The following is a 24,316-nucleotide window of genomic DNA, read 5'->3' on the forward strand; positions in this document are numbered from 1 at the left end:
ATCAATACTCCAGGATGACGAGGCCGGCGGCGCCCTGTCCGCCATTGCCGGCGGAGTTGTAGGTGCCGCCACCGCCGGAGCCGGCGGCCTGGCCGTTCAACGCGGTATTGCCGGCGGTGGATGCTCGCCCGCCACCACCGAGAACGCTTTGGCCGCCATGGCCACCAATGACGGTGGCGCCGTTCTGTCCGTCGGCACCATAGCCGCCGAGCGTTGCAAGCTCACCGCCGCTGCCCGCGCCTCCGGCGCCCCCGGGCGTGGAACTCGTGTTTTGAAATTGCCCGCCCTGGCCGCCGCTGGCGCTCAGAAGGGCGCCAAAAATCGAATTGCCGCCATTCCCGGCTGCGCTTCCGGCGGGGCCGCCCACGCCCCCGGCCCCGACGGTCACCGCAATGGTGCTGCCCGGCGTCACGGTGAAGGTGCCACTCGCATAGCCACCGGCACCTCCGCCGGCACCGGCATAGCTGCCGTTCGAGCCGCCGCCGCCGCCGCCACCACCCACAACGCTCGCCCGCAGCAGCGTGACGCCGAGCGGCACTGTGAAGCTCGTCGATGCGCCGAAGGTGATCCTGCGCGAAAAGCCTGGGGTCAGGCGGGGCAGCTTGTAGGAGAGGAAGGGCGCGGCGGGGTGGGTCGCGATCTGCGCCGCGGTGATCGCGGTCTGCCCGTTGTTGACCGTGATGAGATAGAGGCCGGACCAGCCAGCATCCACGGCCGGGGCCGTTTGGCTTCCCGTATTGGCGGCGGCCCCCGCCTTCAACTGCAGCTGCACCCTCTGGATGCGTTGCGTGTTCTGCGAAGTGCCGGAGTTGTCCGGCCCAGAATAAGGCTGGGAGGGGTTGGCCGCATTGACATAGGGCAGAACGACGGGACCGGCGTCCTCCTCGTCGAAGGCGGCTTCGATGAGATAGGTGATGCTCTGGCCCGGCGTTGGCGGCGGGGTCAGCGTAAAGCTCGTAGGATCGAGGTTGATGCCGATCCGCACCACCTGATGGGTGGTGTCGGCGCCGAGGGAGCCGTAGCTGAGGCTGTCGACGGGCCCGAGGGCGGTGATTGACCCGGCCCCCACCGTGACCGTGAGCGAGGCGGGTGTCGTCGGCTGGCACGCCAAGCCGTCGGCCACGGTCGTGGTGCCCAGCACGGCGCGGGCGAGGGTGCCGATCGCCACCATCGCCGCCCGGTTCAGCGAGAGGAAATCCGTATCCAGCGGGATCGCGCCAGGATAGACGATTTGCCGGTCCATGAAGACTCCTCAATTCGAAAGGGCGGTCCAGGCGATCGTGGCGACGGGCAGGGAATCCGCGACCGCCGCCAGGATCTGCGCGTCGGTGACGGCGCCGCGGATGAGAGTCGGGTCCCCCCAAGCGATCGCGCCGCTGTTCCAGCCTCCGAGGGCAACGCTGTCGCCGAGGCTTCCCCAACCGCCGAGATCGGCGATCCCGCCGCCATGCGGCCGATAGGCCAGGACGAAGCATTGATAGGGCAAGGATAGGCTGCCCCAGCCGCCACTGGTGTTCCAGCCGAGGCCCGCGGCGCCCAGGCCGCCGGTGTCGGGTGGAAACGCGGGTTCGAAGACGCGTGGCGCCCGGCCCGTCAGCGCCGTCAGATTGGCCATGAGCGCACCCCGCGTGCCGCGCAGGCGCTGCAGGTTGAGCTGGATGCGGTTGCGGAAGCTCTCGTCCGCCTCGTCGGGCAGGCGGCCCCAGCCGGAGCCGCCGAAATCGGCAGCGATCAGGTCCAGCCATCCGCCGCTCGCCGTTGCGAGCCGGGCCTGCCGGCTGACATAGGCCAGCAGGTCGTAGGTCCAGGCCCAGGCGGAGCCCAGCCCCGCGAGCACGGCGGAGAGGATCGGCGCTTCGTCCGCGAACCAGCCGCGCGGCAGCAGGTCGCGCAGCCGCGCCTGCATATCCTTTTGGTCACCGGTCATGGCGGCGGGCTTTCAGCTGATCGCGAGGGTGCCGAGCTTGATGACCGCGCCGGGGCCGGCCGCGAGATCGGCGATGCCGCCGCAGAGGGTGAGCCCGCTGACGTTCCGCACCGCGGGGCTCGCGTCGTAGGCGAGCTGCGCCAGGCGGGTATAGGGCAACGGGCTTCCGACCGGCAGGGTGTTGACGAAGCCACTCACGGCGGCATTCACGGCGGCGATGGTCCCGGCTGCGTCGCTGCCCGGGACGAGGTCGAGGTTCATGGAGATGTCGGCCGAAACCTGGGATGGCGGCTGCACGGTAAAGATCGAGCCGATAGGCCGCACCATGTCGACTGCCGCCTGAGCGGCCGTGATCAGCGCGCTGGGCGGTGCACCGGAGCCATCGTCCAGGGTGACGAGGAAACGCCCCGGCGCGAAGGCGCCGGCACCGTCCGTGTTTTCTTGCAGGCTGCAGCTGATGCCTTGGCGCAGGCTCGTCACGGCGTAGCGCACGGCCTGCACGGTGGCACGGGACCGGCTGTCGATGAAGCTTTGAAAGCGGCTGCGAAAGCTGGCATCGCTCTCGGCGTCCAGCCCGCCACTCGTAGCCGTGGCGTTGGTGACGGCGTCGATCCCCGGAAGCGTGCTGGTGATCAGGCTGATCGTGCCTGGCAGCAGGTTGCCGCCGCTGCCCGGGGCTACGGCCAGCACAGGGACGGTCACCGAAGCAAGGCCCGCGCCGAGTTGGTAGCCATCCAGGGTCGCGTTCCAGGCGGCATGTTGCGCATCGGCGGTGACGATGAAGTCCGTGGCGCCATCGGCGGTTGCAATTCTCGTCCCGCTCGGCACCAAAGCCGACTGGCCGGGCGTGAAGCGGCTGAAGGTCGCATCGCCGGTGGCTGCCACCGCCGGCAGCCGGCTGAAGCCGAAATCGGCGCCGAAGCTGTCGGCATCGGCGCCGCTGCTGGTAGCGAGGCGCGTGCTCTGCAAGACCTGCAGAATCAGCCACTGCATCCACAGGCCGAGCCCGGCATTGGCCTCGAGAATCGCCCGGAGAACCGAACCAGGGGTGAAATCCAGAAGCTGGGCCGCGCTTGCCTGCACGGCCGCGGCAGACTGTTCGACGAGCGTCGTGAAGTTGCGGAGCGAAAGCTGCATGTGCTTCTCGTGAGACCGAGGGTCGGGTCAGAGGGAGAGCGTGGCACCCACCGTCTGCGTCGTTGCCTCCGCCGCGTCCGTGTAGGTGATCGAGAGCGAGACGATGCCGTTCTCCGTCTGCACGGCGACGATGGGCGCCGGCAGCCGGGCGACGGCGCCCTCCAGGAAAATCTGGTGTCGTACGAGGCCGGTGATTGCGCCGGCATCTGCGGGCGTGCCCACCATGGCCGGCAGACCCGCCCCATAGGGCAGGTTCCAGAGATAATCACCGGCATTGGTCAGCAGGCGCCGCAGCACGCGCTGCTCGCCCAAGGCGCTCCCCGCGGCGGCGGCAAGGTCGCCGCTGGCGGCGATGGTGAGATCGCCACCGATGACATGGAAGAGATCGAACATCCGGATCTACGCCTGAGGAATGGGCAGCCCGGTCTCGGCCGGTCCGCTCTGCACACCGGGATGGACATGGGCGTCGTAAATCGTCCGCAGGCTGTTCAGCGTGCCGCGTCCCCCGTTCCGGTCGGCAATGTCGCCGCCCACGAGCAGATCGCCGCTGACGGAGAGCGTCCCGGTCAGTCTCCACAGCGTCGCTTGCGCCTCTATGCTGCCGTCGTTGCGGAACGTGAGGAAACTGCCGGAGCGATGCACGAGCCAGGCTTCGCCGGCCGCCGCCGCCGGGGCTCGTGCTTCGTTCGAGAAGAGACCGCCGAGAATGATGCCGTGCTCGGCGCGCCCTTCCTGCGCGGCCACCATCACCTGCTGTCCGGGCACGGGCGGCGCTACCAAGCCCCACCCGTCGCCCACCCAGGGGCTCGTGATCGGCAGCCAGCCGGTCAGCACGCCTTCGGGTTGCAGCATCACCTTGGCGCAATAAGTCTTCGTGTCGAGGGATTGCACCACGCCGCAGCGCAACTGCCCCGGAAGGTTCGCCATGGCGCCCGCCTGGGCGCGCATTGCGTTCAGCCATGCCTCCATCATGATGCGGCTCGCAAGGGTGTGTTGACGCAACGCACGGTCTGTATGAAGCCGTCTTGCAGCGAAATGCGGCGAAGGATTTCGTCCACCACGTAGGTCTGGTCGAAATCACTGTCCGTCCCCGTCAGCGTCACCAGGCTGCGGGGCGCAAGCGTCAGTTCGCCCGGCATCGTCGCCGTCACCACCCGCTCGTGCCGGCTGAGGTCGGCAAGCGTCGTGGTGGCGAGCGCCATTGCATCCGCCGCCGACAGGTTGGGCCGGATCAGCACGTAGGTCGCCGCGTTGCCGCCCGCCTGTGCCGCGGCGGATCGCCGCAAGCGGCCTTGCGTGGACGCGCGCACCGTCTGCGTAATCATCCGCGCCGTCCGGCTGTTCCAGCTTTGCACGGTCACCACGATGTCGCGAGCGAGTGCCAGGCTGCGCTCCAGGCGCAAGGTCGTCAGGGTCGTCCCGTCTAGTCCGCCCGGCCGCCATTGCCACAGCGCCGGCGCGGCCTCGGCCAGGGGCGGCGCGAAGAAGAGGCTTCGGTTCTGGACGAAGAGGTCGAAACCCTCCGCCTCCGCCAGTGCATGCAGCAGATCCCATTCGGTCACGGTGGCACTCGCCTGGTGCAGGGAGCTGAGATCGTGGCCATCCTGATAGTAGCGGCCAACAGGCGTGCGGGTCGGGGTGACTTCGGGTGTCAGCCCGTGGCGCATGGCAAGCGTTTGGGCGATTTCGCTCGCCGTGTGGTTCGCGAAGGTCTCGGCGGTGAGACTGTCGATGAACAGGGCGGAGAAGTCTCGCCCGGTCAGATGCGCCGTGGCCTCCGCCATGTCGATGGTAATGCTGTCCACGGGTCCGGTGAGCAGGGATTGCCACAGCGCCGTGGCGGGCGGCAGGCCGGCTTCGGCAAGGCCCACGCGGATCTCCGCAATCGTGTCCGTCATCCCGCTCAGCTGGGCCGGCGTCATGCCTCCGCTGGTGCCGAGCGCCAGGGTCACTCGGAACCAGCCCGCGACCTGATGGTCGCTCGTGCCGATCTCCGCCTCCATGACGCCGGCCACCTCGGTGCCATCGAGCAGTAGCATGACGAAGACGCTGCGGGCCTGGCCGAACTCAGGAAGCGGCAAGGCCGCCTCCGGCATCCGGCGTGACGGGGGGCAGGCGCAGCGTGGTGATACCGCTCAGGCGGAAGTCGCGCAGCCCATTGAGTTGGGCGATGCGGACCCATTGCGTGGCGTCACCCAGCCGCTCGGCCGCGATGCGGAACAGGTCGCCCCCGGCAACCGTAATCGTCGTCATGCCTCTCCTCCCATTTGGGTGAGGGTGGCCAGGCCGCGGCCCAGAAAGGCCGAGACCGCGCTTCGCGTGGCGAGACCGCCGGCCACCTGCGTGGCACCGGTCATGGCAGCCGCGGCGGAAGACGGGCTTTGCCCGGTCAGGCTGAGGTCGAAGCCCGGCAGCGCGCGCCCGGAGGTTGCAAGGTCACCGGTCACCGCGTTCTGCACAGACTGCAGGGAGGACAGGGCCGCCGCATGGCCGGCGGTCCCGGGCGTGAAGGCGTCTGGGTCCGCCACAGCCGTCTCGGCCGCTGTCAGGCCGGGGGGCAGGCTGTCCAACTGGCTCGCCGCCTGGGCGAGGTCGGACAACACGCCCACGGTGGCCAAGGCTGCAGTCGCGACCGCGCCATAGACCAGGTTGCTGCGCACCACGCAGCGCAGCTGGTAGGGGATCCACCAGGGCTTGCAGTAGTCGAAACGGGCCTCCGCGACGATGACGATGAAATACTGCTCGCCCCAGCTGAGCGGCACGCTCGCGCCCGAGATGCGCAAGGCGTCCAGCAACTGCGCCCGCGTATCGGCATTGTCGCCCGAGATGACGCCGCCGAAGACGATGTCGTCATCGGCGCCACCCATTACGTCGATCACGCGGCCGCCGCCGGGCAGGTCGTGTACGGCAAGCCTCTGACGGCCGCCGAAGTGAATGACGGCAGGCACCTCGAAGGATTGCAGCTGCACGAAGCCGAGAGTGACGGTCGTGGCCATGGGCGGTTCCTCGTCCTGCCGGTCAGAAGGTCATGCCGGGCCAGGCCGGCATCATGCGGCTGTTGAAGCGCCGCGCGGCGCGCGGCGGCTGTGCCGCCTGCCGCGCCATGGTCTCGGCGAGCCAGCGGCCGATCTGCGCACCGTCCAGCCAGAGATCGCCTTGCACCGGGGCTGCTGCCGCGGGCGTCTCTCGCGTCTCCGTCGGCGCTTGGGCCGGGGGCGATCCGGCGGCCGGACCTGAAGGCGCCACCGGTGAGGCCGGTGGTGGTGCGGCGGAGAAGGCAGCCTCCGGCGCCCGTGGCGCAGCGGGAACACCGGGGGGCGGCTGCGGCGCGGCGCGTGGCGCGACGGAGACAGGCGCGGTCGGGCGCGGCGGGGCCGTGCGGGGCGCGAAGACGGGCCAGACCGCGGGTTTCGGGCGGGGCGGCGGTTGGGCCGTCGCTTCATCCGGTCCGCCGCGCCGCTTGGGGGGGACCGACACGGGCCGGGGCGTGGTCGCGGGCCGGCTCGGCATCCTCGGCTCCGCAGGGGGCGTGGAGCGCTGGCCGGGCCGCACGACGATCGGGGCGGGTGCCGCAGCGGGTGGCGAAACGGTGCTGGGGCGCAGACCCTTGTCAGCGCCTGCGGGCGGCAAGATGCGCGGCGGAGCGGGCGAGGCCGTCATCTGCACGGTGATCTGCGGGCGCGGGCGTGGCTGCTGCGGCTCGATGATCCTTGGCCGTTGCGGTGTCGTCTCCGGGGGCGATGGGGTCGGCGCGACTGGCCGCCGAGGAGACGCGGCGGCTTGGACGGCCGGTTGCGCCGGTCGGGGCGCGGGGCGCTGCGGTGGCGCCGGAGTCGGCGCGGCGGCGGGTATCGGCTCGGCCGCTGGGGTGACGAGCGCAGGGCGCGGCGGCGCAGCCGGGCGTACGGGCGGGACCTCCACGGGTGGCACCTGTCGCACGGCGTCATCCGCATCCTTTGCGGACGGGCTTGTCTGGGGCACCGGCGGATGGTTCGGCCGTGGTTGTGGTGTCGCCACTGGCGCGGGGCGGGCGGGGCCGAGCGCCCGCTGCGTCAGGCGCTGCAGGGTTGTGGCCCGCGCCGCCACGCCCTGGTCGAACAGGGCGAGGTCCCGGCGCAGCCGCTGCATTCCCTCGGCCACGCCATTGTCCAGCACGAGGGAGATGCCGATGGCTTCGAGCTCGATCATGCCTCCTCCCCACGGAGAATCTGGATCAACTGGTTCCGCAAAATCGTGAGATCGGCAGCACGCGGGGCGAGCAGGCTCTCCGGCGGTCTTCCAGGCGCACCTTGTTCCCGTGCGACGACCGCGGGCGCCGTGGCCACGATGCGGGCTTCAGCACCATCGTGGCACTCGACGTGGAGTGCGGCGCGCGGCACGCCGGCCCGTGTAGCGGCTGCCTCGGCGAGGAAGCCAGCGGCGGCGTCCAGCAGCCTGCGGCCGATCGCATCCCAATCGGCCTCCGTCGGAAGCCGGGTCAGCTTTCCCATGCAAGCGTGCCCCAGTCGTATCGCGCCCCACTCATCTCGCCCAAGGCGACGGCGAAGGCGCGCCGATCGATCGCGGGAAGGGTGAAGGCGATGTCGAAAGGCACCCCGTTCTTCACGAGCCACAGGCATTCGATCAGATCGGGGTGCCGGCTGAGTTTCCCGCCAGCTCTCGCATCTCGTCCGCGGTCGGGGCAGGTTCCAGCACGGCGCCTGCCGCGCGCAACCCGGTATCGCCCAGGCGTAGAACCAGACTCTCGATTTGCTGTTCGTTGCTCGGGCAAGGGACAGGGACGCCGTCGATGGCAACCACGGCGCAGGCGACGAGCGCCATGCCCAGATAGGGCTGGTTCTGCGCGAGCCGCGGTCCCACCGCCTTGAACAGGCGCAGCTGATCTAGCGCATGCGGCGGCCGCACGCTCAGCACGCGGCCTTCCCCGTCCACCGTCTCGATGACGGCGCCCGCAGCCAGAAGGGCGGCGGCCGGCGCGCTCACGAAACGCGGCTCCGGCTGGTCGCGAAGAACTCCAGCTTCTGCTTCACGCTCGCGTCGCCCTTGTAGGCGCCGGCCGAGGCCAGCTTGAACACAACACCGTTGAACTGGTAGGTTGAGGTAGATCCATCAATCTCGTCGATATATTGATAGAGCGTGCCGGCGGCCGGCGTGGTACCGGACAGGTAGCTTTGCTCGATCTGGGACAGCATGTCGTCCACCGCGGGGGAGCCGCGTTCGATGTCGAAAACGCCGTCCCAGCCCTTGGGCAGTTCAGCGCCCAGCATCGTGCCGTCCATCCGGTCGACGCGGACGGAGGCAGTTACCTGCCGGCTTTCGAAGCCGGTGACGTGATCGAAGTCGACGCGGCCGAAGGGGCCGAGCACGACCACTTGGCAGTCCTTGCCCGTCGAGAAGCTGTTGAGAGCCATGATGTCGCTGCTCCGTTACGAATGGGGGCTGGTGGTCAGGGTCTGGCTGCTCACCTGCACCGTCTGGCCGCCCTCGACATTGACGATGAATTTCTCGTTGATGCCCTGGTAGCGAACCTGAACGTCCGCCTGCACGTAGCCGAGCGCGGTGCGGCTCGCCGAATTGTTGGAGAGATCGCAAACCACGGCGAAGGGCTGGCTGCCATCGGTGCTGCCCAGCAAGCCCTCGGTGAGCATCGCCTGGAGATAGGAGAGCAGCGTCGCCCGGATGTTCTGGAACAGCGCGACGTTGATCACCTGCCCGACATAGAGGCCCATGCCGGCGCTGAGCGTCGCCGCGATGTAATTGGTCATCCGCGTGTAGTTGTCACCGTTCACGGCAGCGTTGGAGGAGGAGTTGTGCCCGCAGCGCACGCCCCAATAGCCGCCGCCGGGCTGTGGATTGCAGATGACGTCGATACCGTTCTGGAAGAGCTGCTGCAGTTCGGCGGTGGAATAGGTGGCGCTTTGCCCGCTGCCCGCCGTCCCGCTCTTCTCGCTGCCGACGATGCTGTAGATCTGCTTGTTGAGGCTCGATTGCTCGGGAGACAGGTTGACGATCCGCCCGGCCGCGAAACCCTGCGGCGAGATCAGCCGCGTCTGCGCATTGGTCTGGTCGTACCAATAGATCCAGTCGCCGAACATCAGCTTGGCGGCGTAGCTGTCCAGCCCCGCCGCCGCCTTCGTCGTCACCGCGTTTTCCGGCGTGTCGCCGGAGGGTCCGGTCAGGATCATGTAGATGCCCTCGGACAGTCCGAAGGCTGCCTGGGTCGTGTATTGCGTGCTGTCCGTTGCGTCCGCCAGCAGGGCGACGGAGCATCCTTGCCCGCGCAGCGCATACATCCCCGTCCGGGGCAGGGTGTCGTGCCCGATGAGGGTTCCGGCCGTCACGCCCGTCGCACCATCCGTGCCCGGGGTGCCGCTCGCAAAGCTGTAGCTGCCCGCCACCGGCGCTGCCGTGCCGCCAGCATAGGATGCGGTGACGATTTGGGAGGCGCCGCGCAGGGGCCCGTTGCCGGTATTGAGGGCGAGCACCATGGCCTGCCACAGCGCCGCACCGCTCCCGGTGATGTTGTCGAAGATCTCGGGCGTCGTCCCCGGCAGGGCCACCGTGATGCGCGTGCTGCCCGCCTGTGATCCGGCGGAGAGCGAAACCGAAATGCCGTTACCGTAGCTGCCGGTATGGGCGGCCGTCAGGGTGATGGCGCTCTGCAAGGTCAGGCTCGCCGACGTATCGGTGCCGTCCGTCACGCGCACGCAGCGGAAGTTCTGCGCTCCCTGCTGCACGGCGGCGGCAACGGGCGTTCCCATGTCGTGCAGGCGCGGCATCACGGGCCCGAAGGCCGCTGCATACTGCGCCATGCTGCCGAGGGTCACCGGCGTGCCAACGGGCCCCCAGCTCGCACTGCCGACGACGCCGAGCACGTCCGTCGGCACGCCGTTGAGCAGCAGCGTCTGCGGTGGCACGATCTGCACATAGAGGTCGGGCACCACCAGCGCCGTCGTATTGATGGCGCCCTGTTGAACGATGGGCATGGATGTTCCTTGGGTTTAGCCGAGGAGGGGCGAGAGCGTTCCGGCAGGCGTGGACAAGGTGCCCGTGCCGAAGACCATCGACGGCTGAGCTGCGGTGAGGATGGTGGCGTAGTCCGCGGCATAGAGCAGGTCGCGGCGGTAGAGGGCGGCGTTCTCCATCTGGTCCAGAGTGGCCCCTCCTGCGAGGCTCAGCCGCGCCGCCGTGCCGTCGCCGAGCGGCAGGAAGGATGTATCGGCAAGGGCCGCGTCGATCATGGCGCAGGTCTCATCCCGCAGCGCGGGGCTGGGGCACCAGCAGGTCACGCGGAAGCTCTGCCGCTGCCTGCGGGTTTCGCGATAGGCGTTCTGCGCCTGTTCAACCCGGGCCAGCACCTGGCGGGCGCCCGGCAAGGCGATGGTGACGTTGGAATACTGCGCGAGGATTCCTGCGGCCGAGATCTGCGCGGCGAGGGCGGCGGCCACCAGGGCGGCGCTGTCGCCGGCCTGCACGAGATAGACGAAGGTCTCTCCATTCACGGCCATGCCGGCCATCTGCCCGGCAGCGGGCGTGCCGGTGAAGGTCACGATGTTGCGGCGGATGATCGGCTTCAGCGTGGGCGCCTTCGCCTCCGTCACGTGCCAGCGGCTGGTATAGCGCGTCGTCTCGACGGGCTCGCCCGCAGGAAAGACGCTGACATTGACGATCCCCGCAGCCAGGTCCGCATTCAGCGCCTGCGTTACCGGCCAGCCCCGGTAGATCCGTGCCGTCGTGCCGCCGATCGCTGATGTGCGGTCGGAGCCGGAGGGATAGAGCGTCTGCGCGATGGCGTCGACGAGTGCGCTCTCCACGTCCGATTGATCGGCCATCACGCCACCGCCTGGGCGGCCGCCAGTCGCCAGCCGAGCGTAGTTTCCTCGACGGTGGTGATCACCGCGGTGAACTCGCCACGGTCCTGCAGGAGGTCGCCGGGCTGCAGCCCGCCGCAGGTAGGCTGTGCCGAAGGCGGCAGCAGCACGCTCCAGGTCGGCGGCCCCGGCTCGCCCGGCAGTTCCCCGCCATGATGCGCACCGGCGCGGGCCATCAGCACGCTCGCCGGCCAGTCGTCCAGCAGCAGCATCTGTTGCGTCCTCTGCACGCCGCCATAGCCGTTCACCCCGGGGGCGAGGGCGCCATCAGGCCGCGTCGCGGTCAGGGTCTTGTTGGTGAGCACGCAAAGCGTGGGCAGCAGCGGCGGCTGTGCGGCGATGAAGAAGGTGCCGAGCGGCCCCTGCAGATAGTCGCCTGGCTGGCTATAGGCGGTGTCCAGCACCGCGTTCCACACCGCCTCGCCATAGGCCGGGATTGCGCCCCAGCCGCGCCCGCCGCCATGCAGCGCCGCCTTGAGATGCAGCGCAAGCGTCTCGGGTCGGATGGGCCGCTCCGGTCCCACCGGGCGGAACAGCGCATAGCCGTCGCCCACCGCGAAGGCGGCGCGTCCCATGCCGCGGGCCAGCCTGTCTTGAACACGGGCGAGACGCATCACACCACCAGACGGATGCCAGGTTCTGGAAAGCTCGGCCCGGGCGGGACGCCGAGGAAATTGCACAGCCGGCGCCGCCACTCGTCGAGCAGCAGCAGCCGGTCGTGCAATTCGTCCTTGTTGCGGGTCCAGACGGCGGCCTGATCGGTATCCAGGCTCTCGGCCGATCGCGGCACGCCGGTCTCCAGGCCGCGGAGCGTGCCGAGATAGGTCCGGCACACGGCCTCCTCGGCGGTCGAGAGGTTGTTCAGGCGGAATTCCAGCAAGCCATAGGCCTGGAAGAACCGCCATCCTTGAAAGCCGCCCGCCCCCGCGCCATAGGCCGGATAGCCGCAGAAGCGACGCAGATCCGTCTTCTCGGCATCGGTGAAGGCCATCGGCGTGTTCCTCAATATGCGGCGCCGGACCCGCGGGTGAGGTAGACGCTCCCGCTGCCCGCACTCAGCACCACGGCGGCCGCGGAAACCGTCGCCCCGATGCCGAGCAGGATCTGGCCGCCGGGCGGCACGGGCAGGTCGCCGGTGGTCGCCGTCAGCGCCGTCGTCGCCCCAAGCCGCAGAAAGGCGAGAGCGCCGGTTGCGTTGTAGACGAGGAGTGACGGTCCGGCGCCGCCGAGGGTCACCGCCGCACTCGTCGTGCTGGCGGCAAGGGTCACGGTCGCCTCTGGGTTGAAGGCGGCGATGCTGCCGCTCGCCATGGCCGTTACCCCGCGTGCTCGACCATCACCGCCCGCTTGAAGGCGGCATTGGTCGCGGTGGGCACGGTGAGCGGCGTCGTCGTGGTGTCGGAGGGTGCGCAGAAGCCGCCGATCCAGTACCAGCTCTGGGCGATGATCTGCTGCAGCCGGTCGATCGGCTCCCGCGTCACCATCGCCACCCCGTCGACGATGGTGACGATGGAATCCTTGGGCGCCACGTCATCCGCGCCGATGCCGGCGAAGTCGCCCTCGATCAGGGCGCCCTGGCCGCAGATGATGGGACGGCGCACGTTGAGGCCGGCGATCGTCGGATGCGCCTGGACGAAGGCCTCCGTCGTCGGCACGAAGCGCAGGCCGAGGAAGTCGTTCACCATCCCGTCGGCGAAGACGGCGTTGCTCGAGGTCGCGCCGGTGAAGAGCGTCTTGAAATCCGGATCGGCGAAGAGCTGCCGCGCAGAGACGGGGTCGAGATAGCAGTTGTAGACACCGTCGATCTCCGGCACCGCATTCTTTCGGAGCGTCGCGACGGCATCCAGAAGATTGCCCATGCTCAACGTGTCGGTCGCCTGCAGCAGGGCGGTGTTGCTCCGTCCACCCGGCCGCAGGATGGCGCTTGCGGTCGCCGCCTGCACGCTGCTCGCCAGCGCCCCGTCGGCCACCGTCACGTTGCTGCCGAAGGTCAGGATGCCGGAAACGCCGTGCGGCGTGGTGGAGATGTTGGTCGCATCCGCCGCAACGCCGGTCAGGGTATAGATGTCACCCCCCACCGTCACGGCCAGCGGGTTGCTCACGCTCACCGGCACCTGCGCGCCGTTGACGAACACGCTCTGGAAGCCACGGATGTCGTCCACATGCAGGCTGGGTCCGGCCGAACTAAGCGCCGTCGTAACGCGGGTATTGCCGCCGAAATAGGCGTCGAAGAGGGCGTTGCGCGCCAGTTCGTCCAGGCTGCGCGCCGCCTGCTCGCCATTCGTATAGGCGTTCTGCAGGAACTGGCTCGCAATGCCGACACGGCTCGTCACCATGTTGAGGTCGGCCGTCGCGGCATAGAAGTTGAGCGTCAGCGTATATTGCTCAACACCCCAGCTCGAGGGCGCGAGCCCGTTATCGAGGTTCGTGTTGAGCGACGGTGCGAGCGGTGTCGTCACGCTCGGCTTCAAGCCGGCGCGCGTCTTGGTCAGGGTCTCGCCGATACCCACCGCAATCTCCTCCCGGTCGGCCACGGCCCGGTAGCCGAGGCGCGAACGCAGCGCCTGCTGGAATTCGCGCTCCAGGAAGCCTTGCTGGATGATCGGCTGCAAGGCCACGGGGAAATTCTGGATGCCCATGGCGATCCTCTCGACGGTTTTGGGTGAAGGGGGTCAGAAGCGGCGGGTGATCGCCGCGCGGGCGGCGCGGTATTCCTCGGCGGTCATATCGGTCGCGCGCTTGGCGCGCGGCGGCTGGGCCGGCGGGGGGGATGCGGCGGTGGCGCTGGAGGGGGCGGCGAACAGCCAGGGCTTCTCGCGGCGGAAGCGTTCCATCACGGCGGCGGAGCCCGGAACTTCGCCTTGATCGGTCACCGTTAGCCCAGAGGTGTCGAGCAGCTTGAGACCGTCGAGATCCACCATGCCCGCGCGCAGCGCTTCCGCCTTCAACTCCGCCATCAGCTGTGCGTCGCGTGCCTGCTGGGCCAGGGCGTGCACCTGGCGTTCGAGATCGGCGGCGCGCGCCCGCAAGGATTCCACGGTCTCGGTCTCGCCCTCGGCGGGGGGCAGATCAGCGGGCGTCATGCGGCTTGTCCTTTTCAATCCGGTCGAGTTCGGCCGCGACCTCGGCGATGCCATAGGCATCGGCGAGGGTGCGGACGGCGCTTTCGCGGCTGATCAACCCGGCCTGCCCCAGCGTCGCGAGCGTCTGCGCCTCGGCGAGCTGGTCGGCGGCCGTCGGCGGATACCAGCGCGGCCAGTCGAGCCCGAGGCGCGCGCCAGGCGATACCGGCGGCATCGGCCCGCCTCGAACCAAAAGCGGGTAGCGCTCGGCGGCTTTCAGGATCATGTCGAGCAGCGGCAGCAGCCCGTGCGCGCCGTAGGAGACGCGCAGGTTGTCCGCGAGCCAGATGAGGCCTTGATTCATCAGTTCGAGAGCGCGTCCCGATTGCGCGGCGGCAATCCGGTCGGCTGAGGAGCGGTTGCCATGCACGCTTTCGAGGGCGAATTCCCGCAGCGTGCGCACGTAGTCGATCACGGCATTGGCGGCGGTGCCGCCGATCTCCAACAGTCGGGCGTCGCCATCCTTGCTCACCACCAGCGCGTTGCCGGCGCCCTTGATCATCTCGCGATCGGTCGTCGCCGGTTCCTTGATCAGCAGCGTCGGGTCCGAGCTGTAGGTCAGCCCACGGCCGGCCTGTGACAGCTGGTAGTCGATTTCGATGCTGGTCTCGATCGCGGCGCGGAAGGTGCAGGCGCCGTCCACGCCTTCCCCGCCCGGCAGGTTGCGGATCCACACCAGCGGCACGAAGCCCAGGCCATGGCGGATGGTGCGGCCTGTGTCGACGTCGGGTCCGCCCGGCGGTTCGAAGCCCACGGGCCACGGCAGGAACCAGGTTTCCGCCTCCGTGTCCCAGCGCCGCATGAACCAGTAGTCGAGCCCCGGGTCCTCGATGGCGTAGCCTTGCGCCTGCAGGATCGCGCCGCGCACCTTGTAGCGCTCGGTGACGGTCGCCAACGTGTCCGGCATCTCCGGCTGCCAGGTCGGCGTCAGATACAGCGTCTCCAGCACCGAAACGTGGACGCGTCCTTTCAGGATGCGCAACAGCAGGGCGACGGAGCCGACCGAGCCGTGCAGCGCCGCCTCCACCATCACGCCGTTCAGGCCGATCTCCTGCACGAGGTCGGTCAGCGTCGTGCGCAAGCTCGGATCGGCGCAGAGGATGGCGGGGAAGTGGCCTTCACTGAACAGCAGGGCGACACTGTCCTCCACCACCGTGCGGCACAGGGCATAGCGGATGGAGGGGCGCCGCTGCCGGATCGGAATATACTCCCCGCCTGGGCTGCGCTCCTCGTGGAACTGGTAGGGCAGGCAGTCGTAGAGCGTACCGTTGAGCACGCGACGCAGCAGGTCGAGAGTCGCCGTGCGGGGCGGATAGTCGGGGTCGCACGGCGTCAGCGCGCGGATCGCGTCGAACATGGGCGGGCGGGCTCCGGAAGGGCAGGGCGCTCAGCGCGCGAGCAGGGGCAGGTGCAGCCGGCGCGCGGGCTTGGGCTTGGTCACCAGGGTCATGAAGGCGCGGGAGAGCGCATCCACCTGGTCGTCCTTCTGGCCGTTGGGGAAGTCGCGCAGTTCTTCCAGAAACACGCGGTTCCAACCGCCGCGCAGCAGCTGCAGGTGTCCCGCCTCCACCTGTGCCGCAACCGGCCCGGCGCGGGTGATCTTGGCGCCCGTCTCGGGCGAGGTGCGCACCGTGAAGCCGGCCAGCAGCCGCGTCAGATAGTCCGTCTGCGCGACGCCGGCCTGGCCCGGGTCCTGCGGCAGGGCGATCGTGACACTGTGGCCGTCCGCTTCGGCGGTCGCCAGGATGGCCGCTTCCACTTCGCCCGGCGTCCCGCGCAGGCGCCGCAGGTCGGTCACGATGAAGCGGGCGTCCTGCGTGCGTTCCAGTCGCAGGCCCACCGTCCAGTCCGGGTCACGCCCCGGCGCCGGCAGGCTCGCCGCGAGATCCCAGGCCCGCACTACCTCGCCACCGTCCGGCGGCAGGTCGCAGAGGGCGATGCGCTCCGTCAGGAACAGCCCGCCGGAGGGCGAACGCGGGTCTTGCTGGTAGAGCGCGGCGAAGGCGCGTTCGCCCATCGCCTCGCGCTTGCGGCCCAGGGCCTCGGCATCTTCCCACAGAGGCCACAGGGCGGCGCCTGCGGGCCGACCCAGCGGGTCCAGGCTTTCGGCCAGCGCCGGCAAGCGCAGCACCGTCCAGTGCTTTTCCATTTCCAGAATGCGGCCGCCGAGATCGTCCTGATGCCAGCGGGTCATCACCAGCACCAGGCGGGCGCGGGGCTTGAGACGCGGGATCAGGTCCATGCGGTACCAGTCCCAGGCATGCTCGCGGGCCAGCGGGCTATCGGCCTCCGCCCAGGATTTGACCGGGTCGTCGATGATGGCGAGATCGGCGCGCCGCCCGGCGATGGGGCCGTGGATACCGGTCGCGAAATATTCGCCGCCAGCGCTCGTTCGCCAACAGTGGGCGGCGCGTTCGTCGCGACTCAAGCCATAGTCCAGGGCATCGCCGTGGTCCTGAATCAGGGCCCGCGTGCGGCGGCCGAAATGGCTGGCCAGCCCTTCGGTGTGGCAGGCCATGATGAGGGCGGCGCGCCGGTGCCGGGCCAGGAACCAGGCCGGAAACAGCACCGAGACATAGGTCGATTTCGCCGATCCCGGCGGCATCAGCACCATCAGGCGGTCGATGTCGCCGCGGCCGAGCGCTTCGAGATCGGCGATCAGCCGGCGGTGATGCGCGGCCGGGCTGTGCCCAGCTGCAGCCAGGGCCAGACACGCCCAGTCGGCAAGGCCCAGCTCCATGCGCGGATCAGGGCCTTTCGGTCGGAATGTCGGGGAGGGCATCGGTGGGCCGCGTCAGCGACGCAGCGAGCCATCATAGGAATTTATCTATCGAATTCTGGGGCGTCTGTCCAGAAAAAAGTTACGTTTAGAAAACGAGAACTTAAACCGGAATTTCCTCGGTGACGCCGAAGCGCTTCATGTAGTGGGCGAAGAACCGGCGTTCGCGGCCCGCGTCCAGCCCATGATCGTCGAACCGGTAGACGTTCCGGCCATAGCCGCCGCGCTTGGCGCGATTGACCTCGGCGGTCATGGCGCCCGCCGCCGAGGGGCTCAACTCCATGTCGAAATGACGATAGAGGCCGGTGATGGTCTCTATCGGGGCCGAAGTCAGCGCGTGATACTGGATGTGACAGATGTCGCTGAACCCGGCACGGCTTCCCGCCGTATCGGCGGCCTGCATCATCGCCTCCACGCCCTGGTGCCAGCGGCCTGTCACCTGGGCGCCGATCTCCGGCTTGTCCTGCCGCCGGGTGAAGGGTTGCCGCAGGATCTCCGTCAGCTTGGCGACGGAGGGCAGCACCTTCAGGGGGTCGCGATGCACGAAGACGATCCGTGCATCGGGATAGACGAGGCGGATCGCCTCCAGGGCAAAGACGTGATCCGGGCATTTCAGCACCCACTGCACGCTGTCCGGGTCGTCACCGCTCTGGTGCTGCAGATGTTGCAGGAAGCGCTTGTGGAAGCGGTAGGCCAGATGATGGCCCTCGGCATCCTGCCAGCGCAGGTAACTCGGGATCCGATAGGTCGTGTCGAAGCGCAGGGATTGGAAGATCTGCGCGGTGATCTCCGTGCATTCCTGCGGCATCCGCGCCGTCAGGGGGTGCACGTCGCGGAAGCCTGGCGCGAAACGGGCGAAGGCACGCAGGTCGCGCTCGGCCTTTTCGATGCGGCGATCGGCGCCGTGTTCCGGTGGATAGGGGGCCATCGTCTGCCAGACGCTCGGGCTGCGGGTGCGCGGGTCGCAATCCAGCAGCCGGTGCAGGAAGGTCGTGCCCGACCGTGGCAGACCGGTGACGATGAGCGGGCGGTGGATGGGCGTCGTCGCGATCCGCGGGTCGCGGGCCTCTTCCTGGTTCATGCGCATCAGGTTGCGGATGCAGCGAATGGTGTCGTAGCGGACCGCAACCCGGCCAAAGAGCGAGAGTCGCGCCTCGGTCTCCAGGGCCGAGAGGAGAATGGTCAGTCCGGCCATGAACTGGTCCGGTCCGAATGGCCCGCCCAGGCTGGAGACGGGCGCCCCCGCCAGCGCCTCCTTCAACAGCGCGTCCGCGTCGAAGGGGCGCCGTCCCAGGCCCGTCACGCGCGACATCATGTCGGCGAAGGAAAGCGCGGAGGTTACGAGGGTCACGGTGCGGCCGAAGTCCTATGCAGTCCTAACGGCTGCTAATGGCCCCCTCCCGCGGGGTCAAGCGATGGTGCCGCGCGGCGGGCGCAGCCGGGCCATCCCCGGGCCGGGGGTGATCACGCCCCGCGGCCGCCAGGGCTTCGTGCCGCAGGGCCTGGACGATGAGGCGGATGCCCTCGGCATGCCAGCGCTGAACGGCCTTGTGATCGGCCCCCAGCAGCTCGCCCAGCCGGCGCCAGGAGAAAAGGTGCCGCCCGTTCAGCGGATGCACCAGCGCCCGGCAGCCGACGATCCGGCGCAGCACGTAGCGGTCCGCCGGGATCAGGCCGAGAAAGCCCATCGCCCGGTCCATGCGGCTGATCCGTGCGGCGGACGGCATCGGCGGCCGCAGTTCCGCTGTCGACCATCCATAGGCTTCGGCGGCTTCTCTCAGAACCGGCAGGGTCGAGGTGCGGAGGCGGGGGGAGAAGCCGCTGGGCGGCAGGGACAGCAGGGTGGCGCCCGCCTCTTCCAGGCAGGCGATCACGCCTTCGCATGCGGCGGTGATGTCGGGTTCGGTGGCGTCGGCAGGCTGCAGGCGGTGTTTCTTGGGGATGGACGGGCGGGAAGCGGGCATGGATGATCCTTGCGGCGAAAAAATTGAACGATGGCTTGGGAAAGTTTGCGGAGGGGGCGGATATGGAGCTTGAGCCGTGGCAGGAGGCTCAGCTACCCTGCGCGACGCTCGTCGCCTTCGATCATGCACGTGCGGGCGCATGTGATCGATAAAGAAATGTTACTTTAACTAACACTGTTGGGCAAGCGAAACTTGATGAAGAAGGCGGCTATGGGGGGGCTGGGGACGCGGCGTGTCCAACCGGCATCGCAGCCGGCCCCCGTCGAAGGCGTCGCGACCCGCATTCGCGACATTCGTCGCAGCCTCGGCCTGACGCAGGATGAGCTGGCGTCCCGCATCGGCGTCTCGCGCAGCGCGATCGCCCAGTGGGAGACCGACCGCACTGGCCAGGTGCGGTCCAATCTCGCCCGGGTCGCGGCTGTCCTCGGTGTCTCTGTCGGCTATCTTCTGACCGGCGAACACGCAGGGGCCGACATGGGGGCCGAGACGGCGGACGAGCGCGCCCTGCTCAATCTGTACCGGCAGATCCAGGATGGCGGCCGCGCGGAGTTGCTGCGCCAGGCACGGCGTATTCTCGCGGCTCAGGAAAAGGATCAGCCCCGTCGAAAGCCCCGGGTGAAGGTCGTTAAGACCTAAGCGCCGGCTTTAGGCTTTGGTCAGACGCTGCGGCGGCGCTGCATGTGCGCCCGGCGGATGGGGAAGCGGAAGTCTCAGGGGGCTGCTTCGGCCCCGTTGCATGGCTCTGCACGAAGTTTCTTTCGCAACTGCTTGCGCATAAAAGATTCTTCATCCGAAACTTCTGAAAGAAGTCTGCTGTGCAGGACGTCTTCGGCATGCGCGTTCACCGGACCGATGCTGTAGCAAAATCTTCTTTCATGACAGGCAATTAACGATATACTCATTCCTCCTACAGTAGGTGGTCCGCCCGGGGCGCTGAGAGCAGCGCGTGGGTGATCACACGGGGTGCCATCCGGTAGCCCCGCTCATTGAGGGGCCAAGGGCATGAGCCAGACGACGACGATCGGGGGCGGCAGCACGCCCACGCAATTCACGGGCGCAAGCGGCGCCGCCAGCGCCTATTCCACCTTCTTCCCGGCCGATACGACCTACACGGTCTTCAGCGGCAGCGGCGTCACCACCACCTCGGGCCCGGTCGTGATCGGCTCGACGAATGCCGCTATCACCGTGTCCAGCGCCAGCGCGGTTGCCGATACAACGTCTGGTGGCAACACCATCACCACCACCGGCAAGACCGCAGTCTTTGCGGCGGCCAACGATACGATTTCCGCGAGCGGCGGCGCCACCACCCTCTTCGGCGCGAGCTCCGGCGTCACGCAGTTCGTCGCGTCAGGCGCGAATAGCTCCATCACCGGTGGCTCCGGCGGATTCGTAGGAACGGCCTCGGGCGCAAATACCACGCTCGTCGGCGGCACGGGTGTCAGCATCATGCACGTCACCGGCAGCAACAGCCTGGCGGTCGCCGGTCAGGCGGGCATCACTGGCATCGATCTCAGCAAGAGCACGGGGCCGGAAACGGTCGCAACCAATCCGCTTGGTAATTCCGGCACGTTGGTTGCCGTCCTCGGTTCGGGCGCCGACAGCGTCATCGGCGGCAGTGGCGCCTCCACCATCACCGCCGGCTCGGGGAATGACAGTTTCCTCTTCGTCAAGGGGCATGCGGGCGGGTCCGAGATCATCATCGGCTTCTCGGCCTCCGACAATCTCGGCTTCGCCGGCTACGGCTATACCGCGACCAATCTGCCGTCCGAACATGTCGGCAGCATCGGCGACGTGATCACGCTGAGCGACGGCACCACCATTACCCTGGCCGGCATCTTCCACAAGATTTTCTGACCGTGTGGCAGGGGCGGCGCGGGCCACCGCGCGCGCCCCTGTTGTCAGAAGTAGCTCGGCCGCGGGTTGATGGCCGAGAGTTCGCCGAAATGCGTGAGGATGAGCGCGATCTTGCGGAACAGCTGGGTCACGTCGGCCAGTTCCCGCTCGAGCCTTTCCTCCGGCGCCAGATGAGCGAGTGAAGGCTCGCCTGAAACCAGCCGCGCGCCCGCGGACACGCGCAAAGCAGCGGCAGGCATGCCATCGATCGTCACCGCTACTGGCTGCCCGATGTGGCAGCGTCGGCTGAGCGTGCTCAGCTCCTCCGGGGCGACCCGATCCTGCAGCGCGGGTGCCAGATCGGCGTTCAGCCAGAAATAGACCTTCCGCGCATCGGAAAGCTGCAGGAAGCGGTCAGCGGCCGTGCTGCCGGCGGCCCCTGCGGGCGTGGCGAGCACGAAGCTGCGGATCGTCGCCGTCAGGTCCCATTCCTCCGGGTCCCGCTCCGTCTCCTCTTGGGTGACGGAGGTGAGTCCCGGCGTCTGCGCGATGCAGGCTTCTACATGGCCGACGAAGCGGTGCAGCACGGCCCGCCGGTGCGCCCGCGGCATCTCGGCGAAGGCCTGCATTTCGGCAAGCGCCGCTTGCCAGCGCATCATCAGGCCGACATTGCCGTCGGGCCGGATGCCCTGGCCGCGCAGCGCCTCGGTTCCCGGCAGGTCCGCCGGCCACTCCGCGCTGCCGCAATAGAGCCCGAGCCCGGCGGGGAGGGGCGTCCGCCCCAGCCGTCCGGCGACGGCGCGGGGCGCGAAGAGTGCGCCGGCAAAGGGCGGTCCGGTGAAGAATTTCGAGCCGGTGATCGCCACCATCCAGCCCTGTCCCACGTAGTCGCGGATGGTGCCGGGATTGAGCCGTGCCTGGCAGGCATCGACGATGACGTCCATCCGCTCGGCGAAGCGGCGGCCCAGCAGGCTCGCGGTGCTTCGGCTGGGCGCGCGGAGGCCGGTTTTGGAGACGTCGAGGATATGGAGCACCGGCCGCCGCCCGGCGGCGAGAGCCGCGTCCACGGCGTCGACGCAGTCGCGGTGGATCTCGGCTGGTGGCCGCACCGCGCCGTCGGCGCCGCGCACCGGGATGGCGACGAGTTCGGTGTCGGGCCGGTAGCCCGGAACGGGCTCACCCTTCGTCACCGGCAGCCCGCGCGCCGTATCGGCGGCGAAGTGGCGCCCGCGGGCGGCCAGGGGCACGCCGCTGCCCGTTTCCTCAGGCGCGAGAAGGATGTTGGTGATGGGGCGTGGCTCGGCGGCCTCCGCCAGGGCGAGCGCCATCAGCTCCGCATCGGTGCCGGAGGGTGCCAGGATGATCGCGGTTTCCGCCGGCAAGTCGAAATGGCGGGCGAGGCCGCTGCGTATCTGCGCCGCTTCCTGCAGGATCGCGTCGTCCGCAGAGGTCGCGAAACTTGCGCGGATCATCCGACGCCGCGCCGCTTCCGCGCCGAGATAGCCGCGTTCGGAGGAGGATGAGGCGGTGGAGGAGGCGAAGGTCACGGCCCAGGGGCGGGGCCGGTGGCTGCAGCCATAGCCGTTCAGGCCGGTGAAAGGGTCCACGCCCAGCCGCGCGTCGCCGCCCTGTTCCATCAGCCATTCGGCCGGCCCGAGGATCGGCCAGGCATCGACCAGCCGGGCATGGTCCTCGGGCGTCAGCGCGGTCTCGGCCGCGTCCGGCTGATGTACGGCGAGCTTGGCCCAGATGCGGCGGGCGATGCTGAGATCGGGGGCGCCATAGCCGGTGAGGGGGGCGATCCAGCCGGGCAGCGTCGCGCCGGCCGCCGCATCGGTCTCCAGGGCGATGGCAAGGGCGGCGCATCGCGCGGCAGCGAGTCCCGCCAGCGCAGGCCCCGCCGCCTGCGCGAGCCATGCCAGTTCGATCCCGTGGCGAAGATGAAACAGCGTCTCGCTGGATCGGCTGAGGCAGGGCGTCCCCAGAAGCAGGCGCCCCTGCTGCAGGATGAAGGCGTCGGCCAGCTCCGGTGCGCGCCGGATGTCGAGTCCCGCCGCGAGCAGCCGCAATTCCGGCTGGCGGGGAAAATCTGTGATCGGCGACGATGCCAGTTCAGGCAGCATGGAAGATCCTTTTCCGCAGAAGGAGAGGGCGCCGGCTGGCGCTCTCTCCTGTCACATTCAGGGGCGCCTGGCCCCTGCTTTCGTGCCGCCGCAGCAGGGCGCCGTCTCAGGCCGGGCCTCGCCTGCGGCCTGAATGATGGCCGTCTTGTTCCCGCGACTCCGTCGCCACTTCGTCTCAAGTCTAGGCCGTAAGCCCCTCTCGGATCACGCCTCTTTTGCAGGATGTAGCGGTTGTTGCCGATCCCGACCGTAACGCTCACGATGTCGATGTCACACAACTGCAACGCGACTGTCATTCCAAGCGCGGTTATCCCCACGTAAAGGCCCTCGCGCAAGCGGGCCACCTGTGTGGACCGCCCTCAATCGTCTCGGAGAATGTCATGTCGGATGGTTCCCAGTTTCCGCGCGTCACGCGCGCCCAATTCCTGAAGTCCGTCAGCCTTGCGGCGGTGGGACTGGCCCTGCCGGGTGTGGTCGGCGCGGCGCGCGCGGCGGAGGAAGTGACCATCCTCGAGACCGGCTCCAGCCTGCTCTACCCGCTCTTCAACCTCTGGGTGTCGGGCTATTCCAAGGTTAACTCCAACGTCCGTATCACGACGCAGAGCACGGGTTCGGGCACGGGTATCGCCCAGGCCGTCGCCGGCATCGCGCAGATCGGCGCGTCCGACGCCTACATGGCGGCGCCCCAGGTCAAGAAGAACCCGGGCATGCTGAACATCCCGCTCGCGATCTCCGCGCAGAACGTGATCTACAACCTGCCGGGCCTGAACAATCAGAACCTGAACCTCAGCGGCCCCGTGCTTGCCGGCATCTACAGCGGCAAGATCACGATGTGGAACGACAAGGCGATCGCCGACATCAACCCGGGCGTGAGCCTGCCGGCCAACAAGATCCTGCCGATCCACCGCACCGACGGCAGCGGCGACACCTTCATCTTCACCCAGTATCTGACGAAGTCGACCCCGGAATGGGCGAGCAGCGTGGCCTATGGCACCACCGTCAGCTGGCCCTCCGTTCCGGGCGGCATCGGCGCCATCGGCAACCCCGGCATGGTGCAGACCACTGCGCAGAACCCCTATTCGATCTCCTATGTCGGCGTCAGCTTCGAGGCGCAGGTGCAGAAGGCCGGTCTCGGCATCGCCAAGCTCGGCAACAAGTCCGGCAAGTTCGTCCTGCCCAACCCGCAGACCATCCTGGCCGCAGCCTCCGGCCTGGTTGACCAGACGCCCAAGGATCAGCGCATCAGCCTGATCTATGCCGATGGCGATCTCGCTTATCCGATCATCAACTACGAATATGCGATCGTGAACGAGAAGCAGCCGAGCGCCGCGATGGCCAAGGCGATCAAGAGCCTGCTCGACTGGGCCATCAGCCCGAGCGGCGGCAGCTCGCCCGACTATCTGAGTCAGGTTCACTTCGTGCCCCTCCCCGACAAGATCCGTGAGCAGAGCAAGGCCCGGATCGCTTCGATCCACGCCTGAGCCAGATGAGCCAGGCCGCCACAGACAAGGCACCGGTCGGGTTTCCCCGCCCGGTGTCCGGGGCGAGAGCAGGCCGGAG

28 protein-coding genes are annotated in these 24,316 nt (G+C 68.7%); 3 read left to right on the forward strand and 25 right to left on the reverse strand.

Annotated elements, in window-relative coordinates; all coding sequences use genetic code 11:
• Position 1: 1 nt before the first annotated feature.
• From ACYQ6W_RS04810 to ACYQ6W_RS04925, 24 genes are all read right to left on the reverse strand, one after another.
• Positions 2–1,243, reverse strand: a complete 1,242-nt coding sequence (locus ACYQ6W_RS04810; RefSeq protein WP_459673889.1) for a glycine-rich domain-containing protein — start codon at positions 1,241–1,243, stop codon at positions 2–4.
• 9 nt (positions 1,244–1,252) lie between these two features.
• Positions 1,253–1,927: a hypothetical protein gene (locus tag ACYQ6W_RS04815; protein WP_459673890.1), complete on the reverse strand. Its 675-nt coding sequence runs from the start codon at positions 1,925–1,927 to the stop codon at positions 1,253–1,255.
• 12 nt (positions 1,928–1,939) lie between these two features.
• Positions 1,940–3,064 carry a baseplate J/gp47 family protein gene (locus tag ACYQ6W_RS04820; RefSeq protein WP_459673891.1) on the reverse strand — a complete coding sequence of 375 codons (1,125 nt, stop codon included), beginning with the start codon at positions 3,062–3,064 and terminating at the stop codon, positions 1,940–1,942.
• Positions 3,065–3,091: 27 nt separating this feature from the next.
• Positions 3,092–3,457, reverse strand: coding sequence for a hypothetical protein (locus ACYQ6W_RS04825; protein ID WP_459673893.1), 366 nt, complete (start codon positions 3,455–3,457; stop codon positions 3,092–3,094).
• A gap of 6 nt (positions 3,458–3,463) precedes the next feature.
• Positions 3,464–4,036 carry a phage baseplate assembly protein V gene (locus ACYQ6W_RS04830; protein WP_459673894.1) on the reverse strand — a complete coding sequence of 191 codons (573 nt, stop codon included), beginning with the start codon at positions 4,034–4,036 and terminating at the stop codon, positions 3,464–3,466.
• On the reverse strand, positions 4,033–5,145 hold the full coding sequence (locus ACYQ6W_RS04835) for a hypothetical protein (RefSeq protein ID WP_459673895.1): 1,113 nt from the start codon (positions 5,143–5,145) through the stop codon (positions 4,033–4,035). Before ACYQ6W_RS04835 ends, ACYQ6W_RS04830 begins: the two co-directional genes overlap by 4 nt.
• Complete coding sequence (locus tag ACYQ6W_RS04840) at positions 5,132–5,317, reverse strand: hypothetical protein (protein WP_459673896.1); 186 nt, start codon at positions 5,315–5,317, stop codon at positions 5,132–5,134. Before ACYQ6W_RS04840 ends, ACYQ6W_RS04835 begins: the two co-directional genes overlap by 14 nt.
• Positions 5,314–6,060: a hypothetical protein gene (locus tag ACYQ6W_RS04845; protein WP_459673897.1), complete on the reverse strand. Its 747-nt coding sequence runs from the start codon at positions 6,058–6,060 to the stop codon at positions 5,314–5,316. Before ACYQ6W_RS04845 ends, ACYQ6W_RS04840 begins: the two co-directional genes overlap by 4 nt.
• 22 nt (positions 6,061–6,082) lie before the next feature.
• Entirely contained in the window at positions 6,083–7,252 is a 1,170-nt protein-coding gene (locus ACYQ6W_RS04850; RefSeq protein ID WP_459673898.1) for a hypothetical protein, read from the reverse strand.
• Complete coding sequence (locus tag ACYQ6W_RS04855) at positions 7,249–7,554, reverse strand: hypothetical protein (protein WP_459673899.1); 306 nt, start codon at positions 7,552–7,554, stop codon at positions 7,249–7,251. Before ACYQ6W_RS04855 ends, ACYQ6W_RS04850 begins: the two co-directional genes overlap by 4 nt.
• The gene (locus tag ACYQ6W_RS04860; protein ID WP_459673900.1) at positions 7,542–7,670 is read right to left on the reverse strand and encodes a hypothetical protein; all 129 of its coding nucleotides are present in this window, start codon (positions 7,668–7,670) and stop codon (positions 7,542–7,544) included. Before ACYQ6W_RS04860 ends, ACYQ6W_RS04855 begins: the two co-directional genes overlap by 13 nt.
• A 17-nt stretch (positions 7,671–7,687) precedes the next feature.
• On the reverse strand, positions 7,688–8,047 hold the full coding sequence (locus tag ACYQ6W_RS04865) for a hypothetical protein (RefSeq protein WP_459673901.1): 360 nt from the start codon (positions 8,045–8,047) through the stop codon (positions 7,688–7,690).
• Positions 8,044–8,475, reverse strand: a complete 432-nt coding sequence (locus ACYQ6W_RS04870) for a hypothetical protein (RefSeq protein ID WP_459673902.1) — start codon at positions 8,473–8,475, stop codon at positions 8,044–8,046. Before ACYQ6W_RS04870 ends, ACYQ6W_RS04865 begins: the two co-directional genes overlap by 4 nt.
• 15 nt (positions 8,476–8,490) lie before the next feature.
• A complete protein-coding gene (locus tag ACYQ6W_RS04875) occupies positions 8,491–10,050 on the reverse strand; it encodes a phage tail protein (protein ID WP_459673903.1) in 1,560 nt (519 codons plus the stop codon).
• 15 nt (positions 10,051–10,065) lie between these two features.
• Positions 10,066–10,896 carry a hypothetical protein gene (locus ACYQ6W_RS04880; protein WP_459673904.1) on the reverse strand — a complete coding sequence of 277 codons (831 nt, stop codon included), beginning with the start codon at positions 10,894–10,896 and terminating at the stop codon, positions 10,066–10,068.
• Positions 10,896–11,549, reverse strand: coding sequence for a hypothetical protein (locus ACYQ6W_RS04885; protein WP_459673905.1), 654 nt, complete (start codon positions 11,547–11,549; stop codon positions 10,896–10,898). Before ACYQ6W_RS04885 ends, ACYQ6W_RS04880 begins: the two co-directional genes overlap by 1 nt.
• Complete coding sequence (locus ACYQ6W_RS04890) at positions 11,549–11,926, reverse strand: hypothetical protein (protein WP_459673906.1); 378 nt, start codon at positions 11,924–11,926, stop codon at positions 11,549–11,551. The genes ACYQ6W_RS04885 and ACYQ6W_RS04890 overlap by 1 nt, the downstream gene beginning before the upstream one ends.
• 11 nt (positions 11,927–11,937) lie before the next feature.
• Positions 11,938–12,246, reverse strand: a complete 309-nt coding sequence (locus ACYQ6W_RS04895; protein ID WP_459673908.1) for a hypothetical protein — start codon at positions 12,244–12,246, stop codon at positions 11,938–11,940.
• A gap of 5 nt (positions 12,247–12,251) precedes the next feature.
• Positions 12,252–13,574 carry a DUF4043 domain-containing protein gene (locus ACYQ6W_RS04900; RefSeq protein ID WP_459673910.1) on the reverse strand — a complete coding sequence of 441 codons (1,323 nt, stop codon included), beginning with the start codon at positions 13,572–13,574 and terminating at the stop codon, positions 12,252–12,254.
• 33 nt (positions 13,575–13,607) lie between these two features.
• Positions 13,608–14,018, reverse strand: a complete 411-nt coding sequence (locus ACYQ6W_RS04905; protein WP_459673911.1) for a phage scaffolding protein — start codon at positions 14,016–14,018, stop codon at positions 13,608–13,610.
• Entirely contained in the window at positions 14,005–15,414 is a 1,410-nt protein-coding gene (locus ACYQ6W_RS04910) for a phage portal protein (protein ID WP_459673912.1), read from the reverse strand. Before ACYQ6W_RS04910 ends, ACYQ6W_RS04905 begins: the two co-directional genes overlap by 14 nt.
• A 30-nt stretch (positions 15,415–15,444) precedes the next feature.
• Positions 15,445–16,797 (reverse strand): phage terminase large subunit, encoded by a 1,353-nt coding sequence (gene terL, locus ACYQ6W_RS04915; protein WP_459673913.1) that lies wholly within the window; start codon positions 16,795–16,797, stop codon positions 15,445–15,447.
• A 142-nt stretch (positions 16,798–16,939) separates the two neighbouring features.
• Positions 16,940–18,187 (reverse strand): sulfotransferase family protein, encoded by a 1,248-nt coding sequence (locus ACYQ6W_RS04920; protein WP_459673914.1) that lies wholly within the window; start codon positions 18,185–18,187, stop codon positions 16,940–16,942.
• Between the two features lie 25 nt (positions 18,188–18,212).
• The gene (locus tag ACYQ6W_RS04925; RefSeq protein ID WP_459673915.1) at positions 18,213–18,800 is read right to left on the reverse strand and encodes a DUF6362 family protein; all 588 of its coding nucleotides are present in this window, start codon (positions 18,798–18,800) and stop codon (positions 18,213–18,215) included.
• Positions 18,801–18,995: 195 nt separating this feature from the next.
• Between ACYQ6W_RS04925 and ACYQ6W_RS04930 the strand changes: the two genes are divergently transcribed.
• Both ACYQ6W_RS04930 and ACYQ6W_RS04935 read left to right on the forward strand, forming a co-directional pair.
• Positions 18,996–19,436 carry a helix-turn-helix domain-containing protein gene (locus ACYQ6W_RS04930; protein ID WP_459673916.1) on the forward strand — a complete coding sequence of 147 codons (441 nt, stop codon included), beginning with the start codon at positions 18,996–18,998 and terminating at the stop codon, positions 19,434–19,436.
• A 366-nt stretch (positions 19,437–19,802) separates the two neighbouring features.
• Complete coding sequence (locus ACYQ6W_RS04935; protein WP_459673917.1) at positions 19,803–20,654, forward strand: hypothetical protein; 852 nt, start codon at positions 19,803–19,805, stop codon at positions 20,652–20,654.
• A 44-nt stretch (positions 20,655–20,698) separates the two neighbouring features.
• On the opposite strand, the gene ACYQ6W_RS04940 is transcribed toward ACYQ6W_RS04935, so the two are convergent.
• Complete coding sequence (locus tag ACYQ6W_RS04940; RefSeq protein WP_459673918.1) at positions 20,699–22,756, reverse strand: hypothetical protein; 2,058 nt, start codon at positions 22,754–22,756, stop codon at positions 20,699–20,701.
• Positions 22,757–23,136: 380 nt separating this feature from the next.
• Between ACYQ6W_RS04940 and pstS the strand changes: the two genes are divergently transcribed.
• Positions 23,137–24,237 (forward strand): phosphate ABC transporter substrate-binding protein PstS, encoded by a 1,101-nt coding sequence (gene pstS, locus ACYQ6W_RS04945; RefSeq protein WP_459673919.1) that lies wholly within the window; start codon positions 23,137–23,139, stop codon positions 24,235–24,237.
• The last annotated feature ends 79 nt before the right edge of the window (positions 24,238–24,316 follow it).

The organism is Acidisoma sp. 7E03, assembly GCF_054665075.1.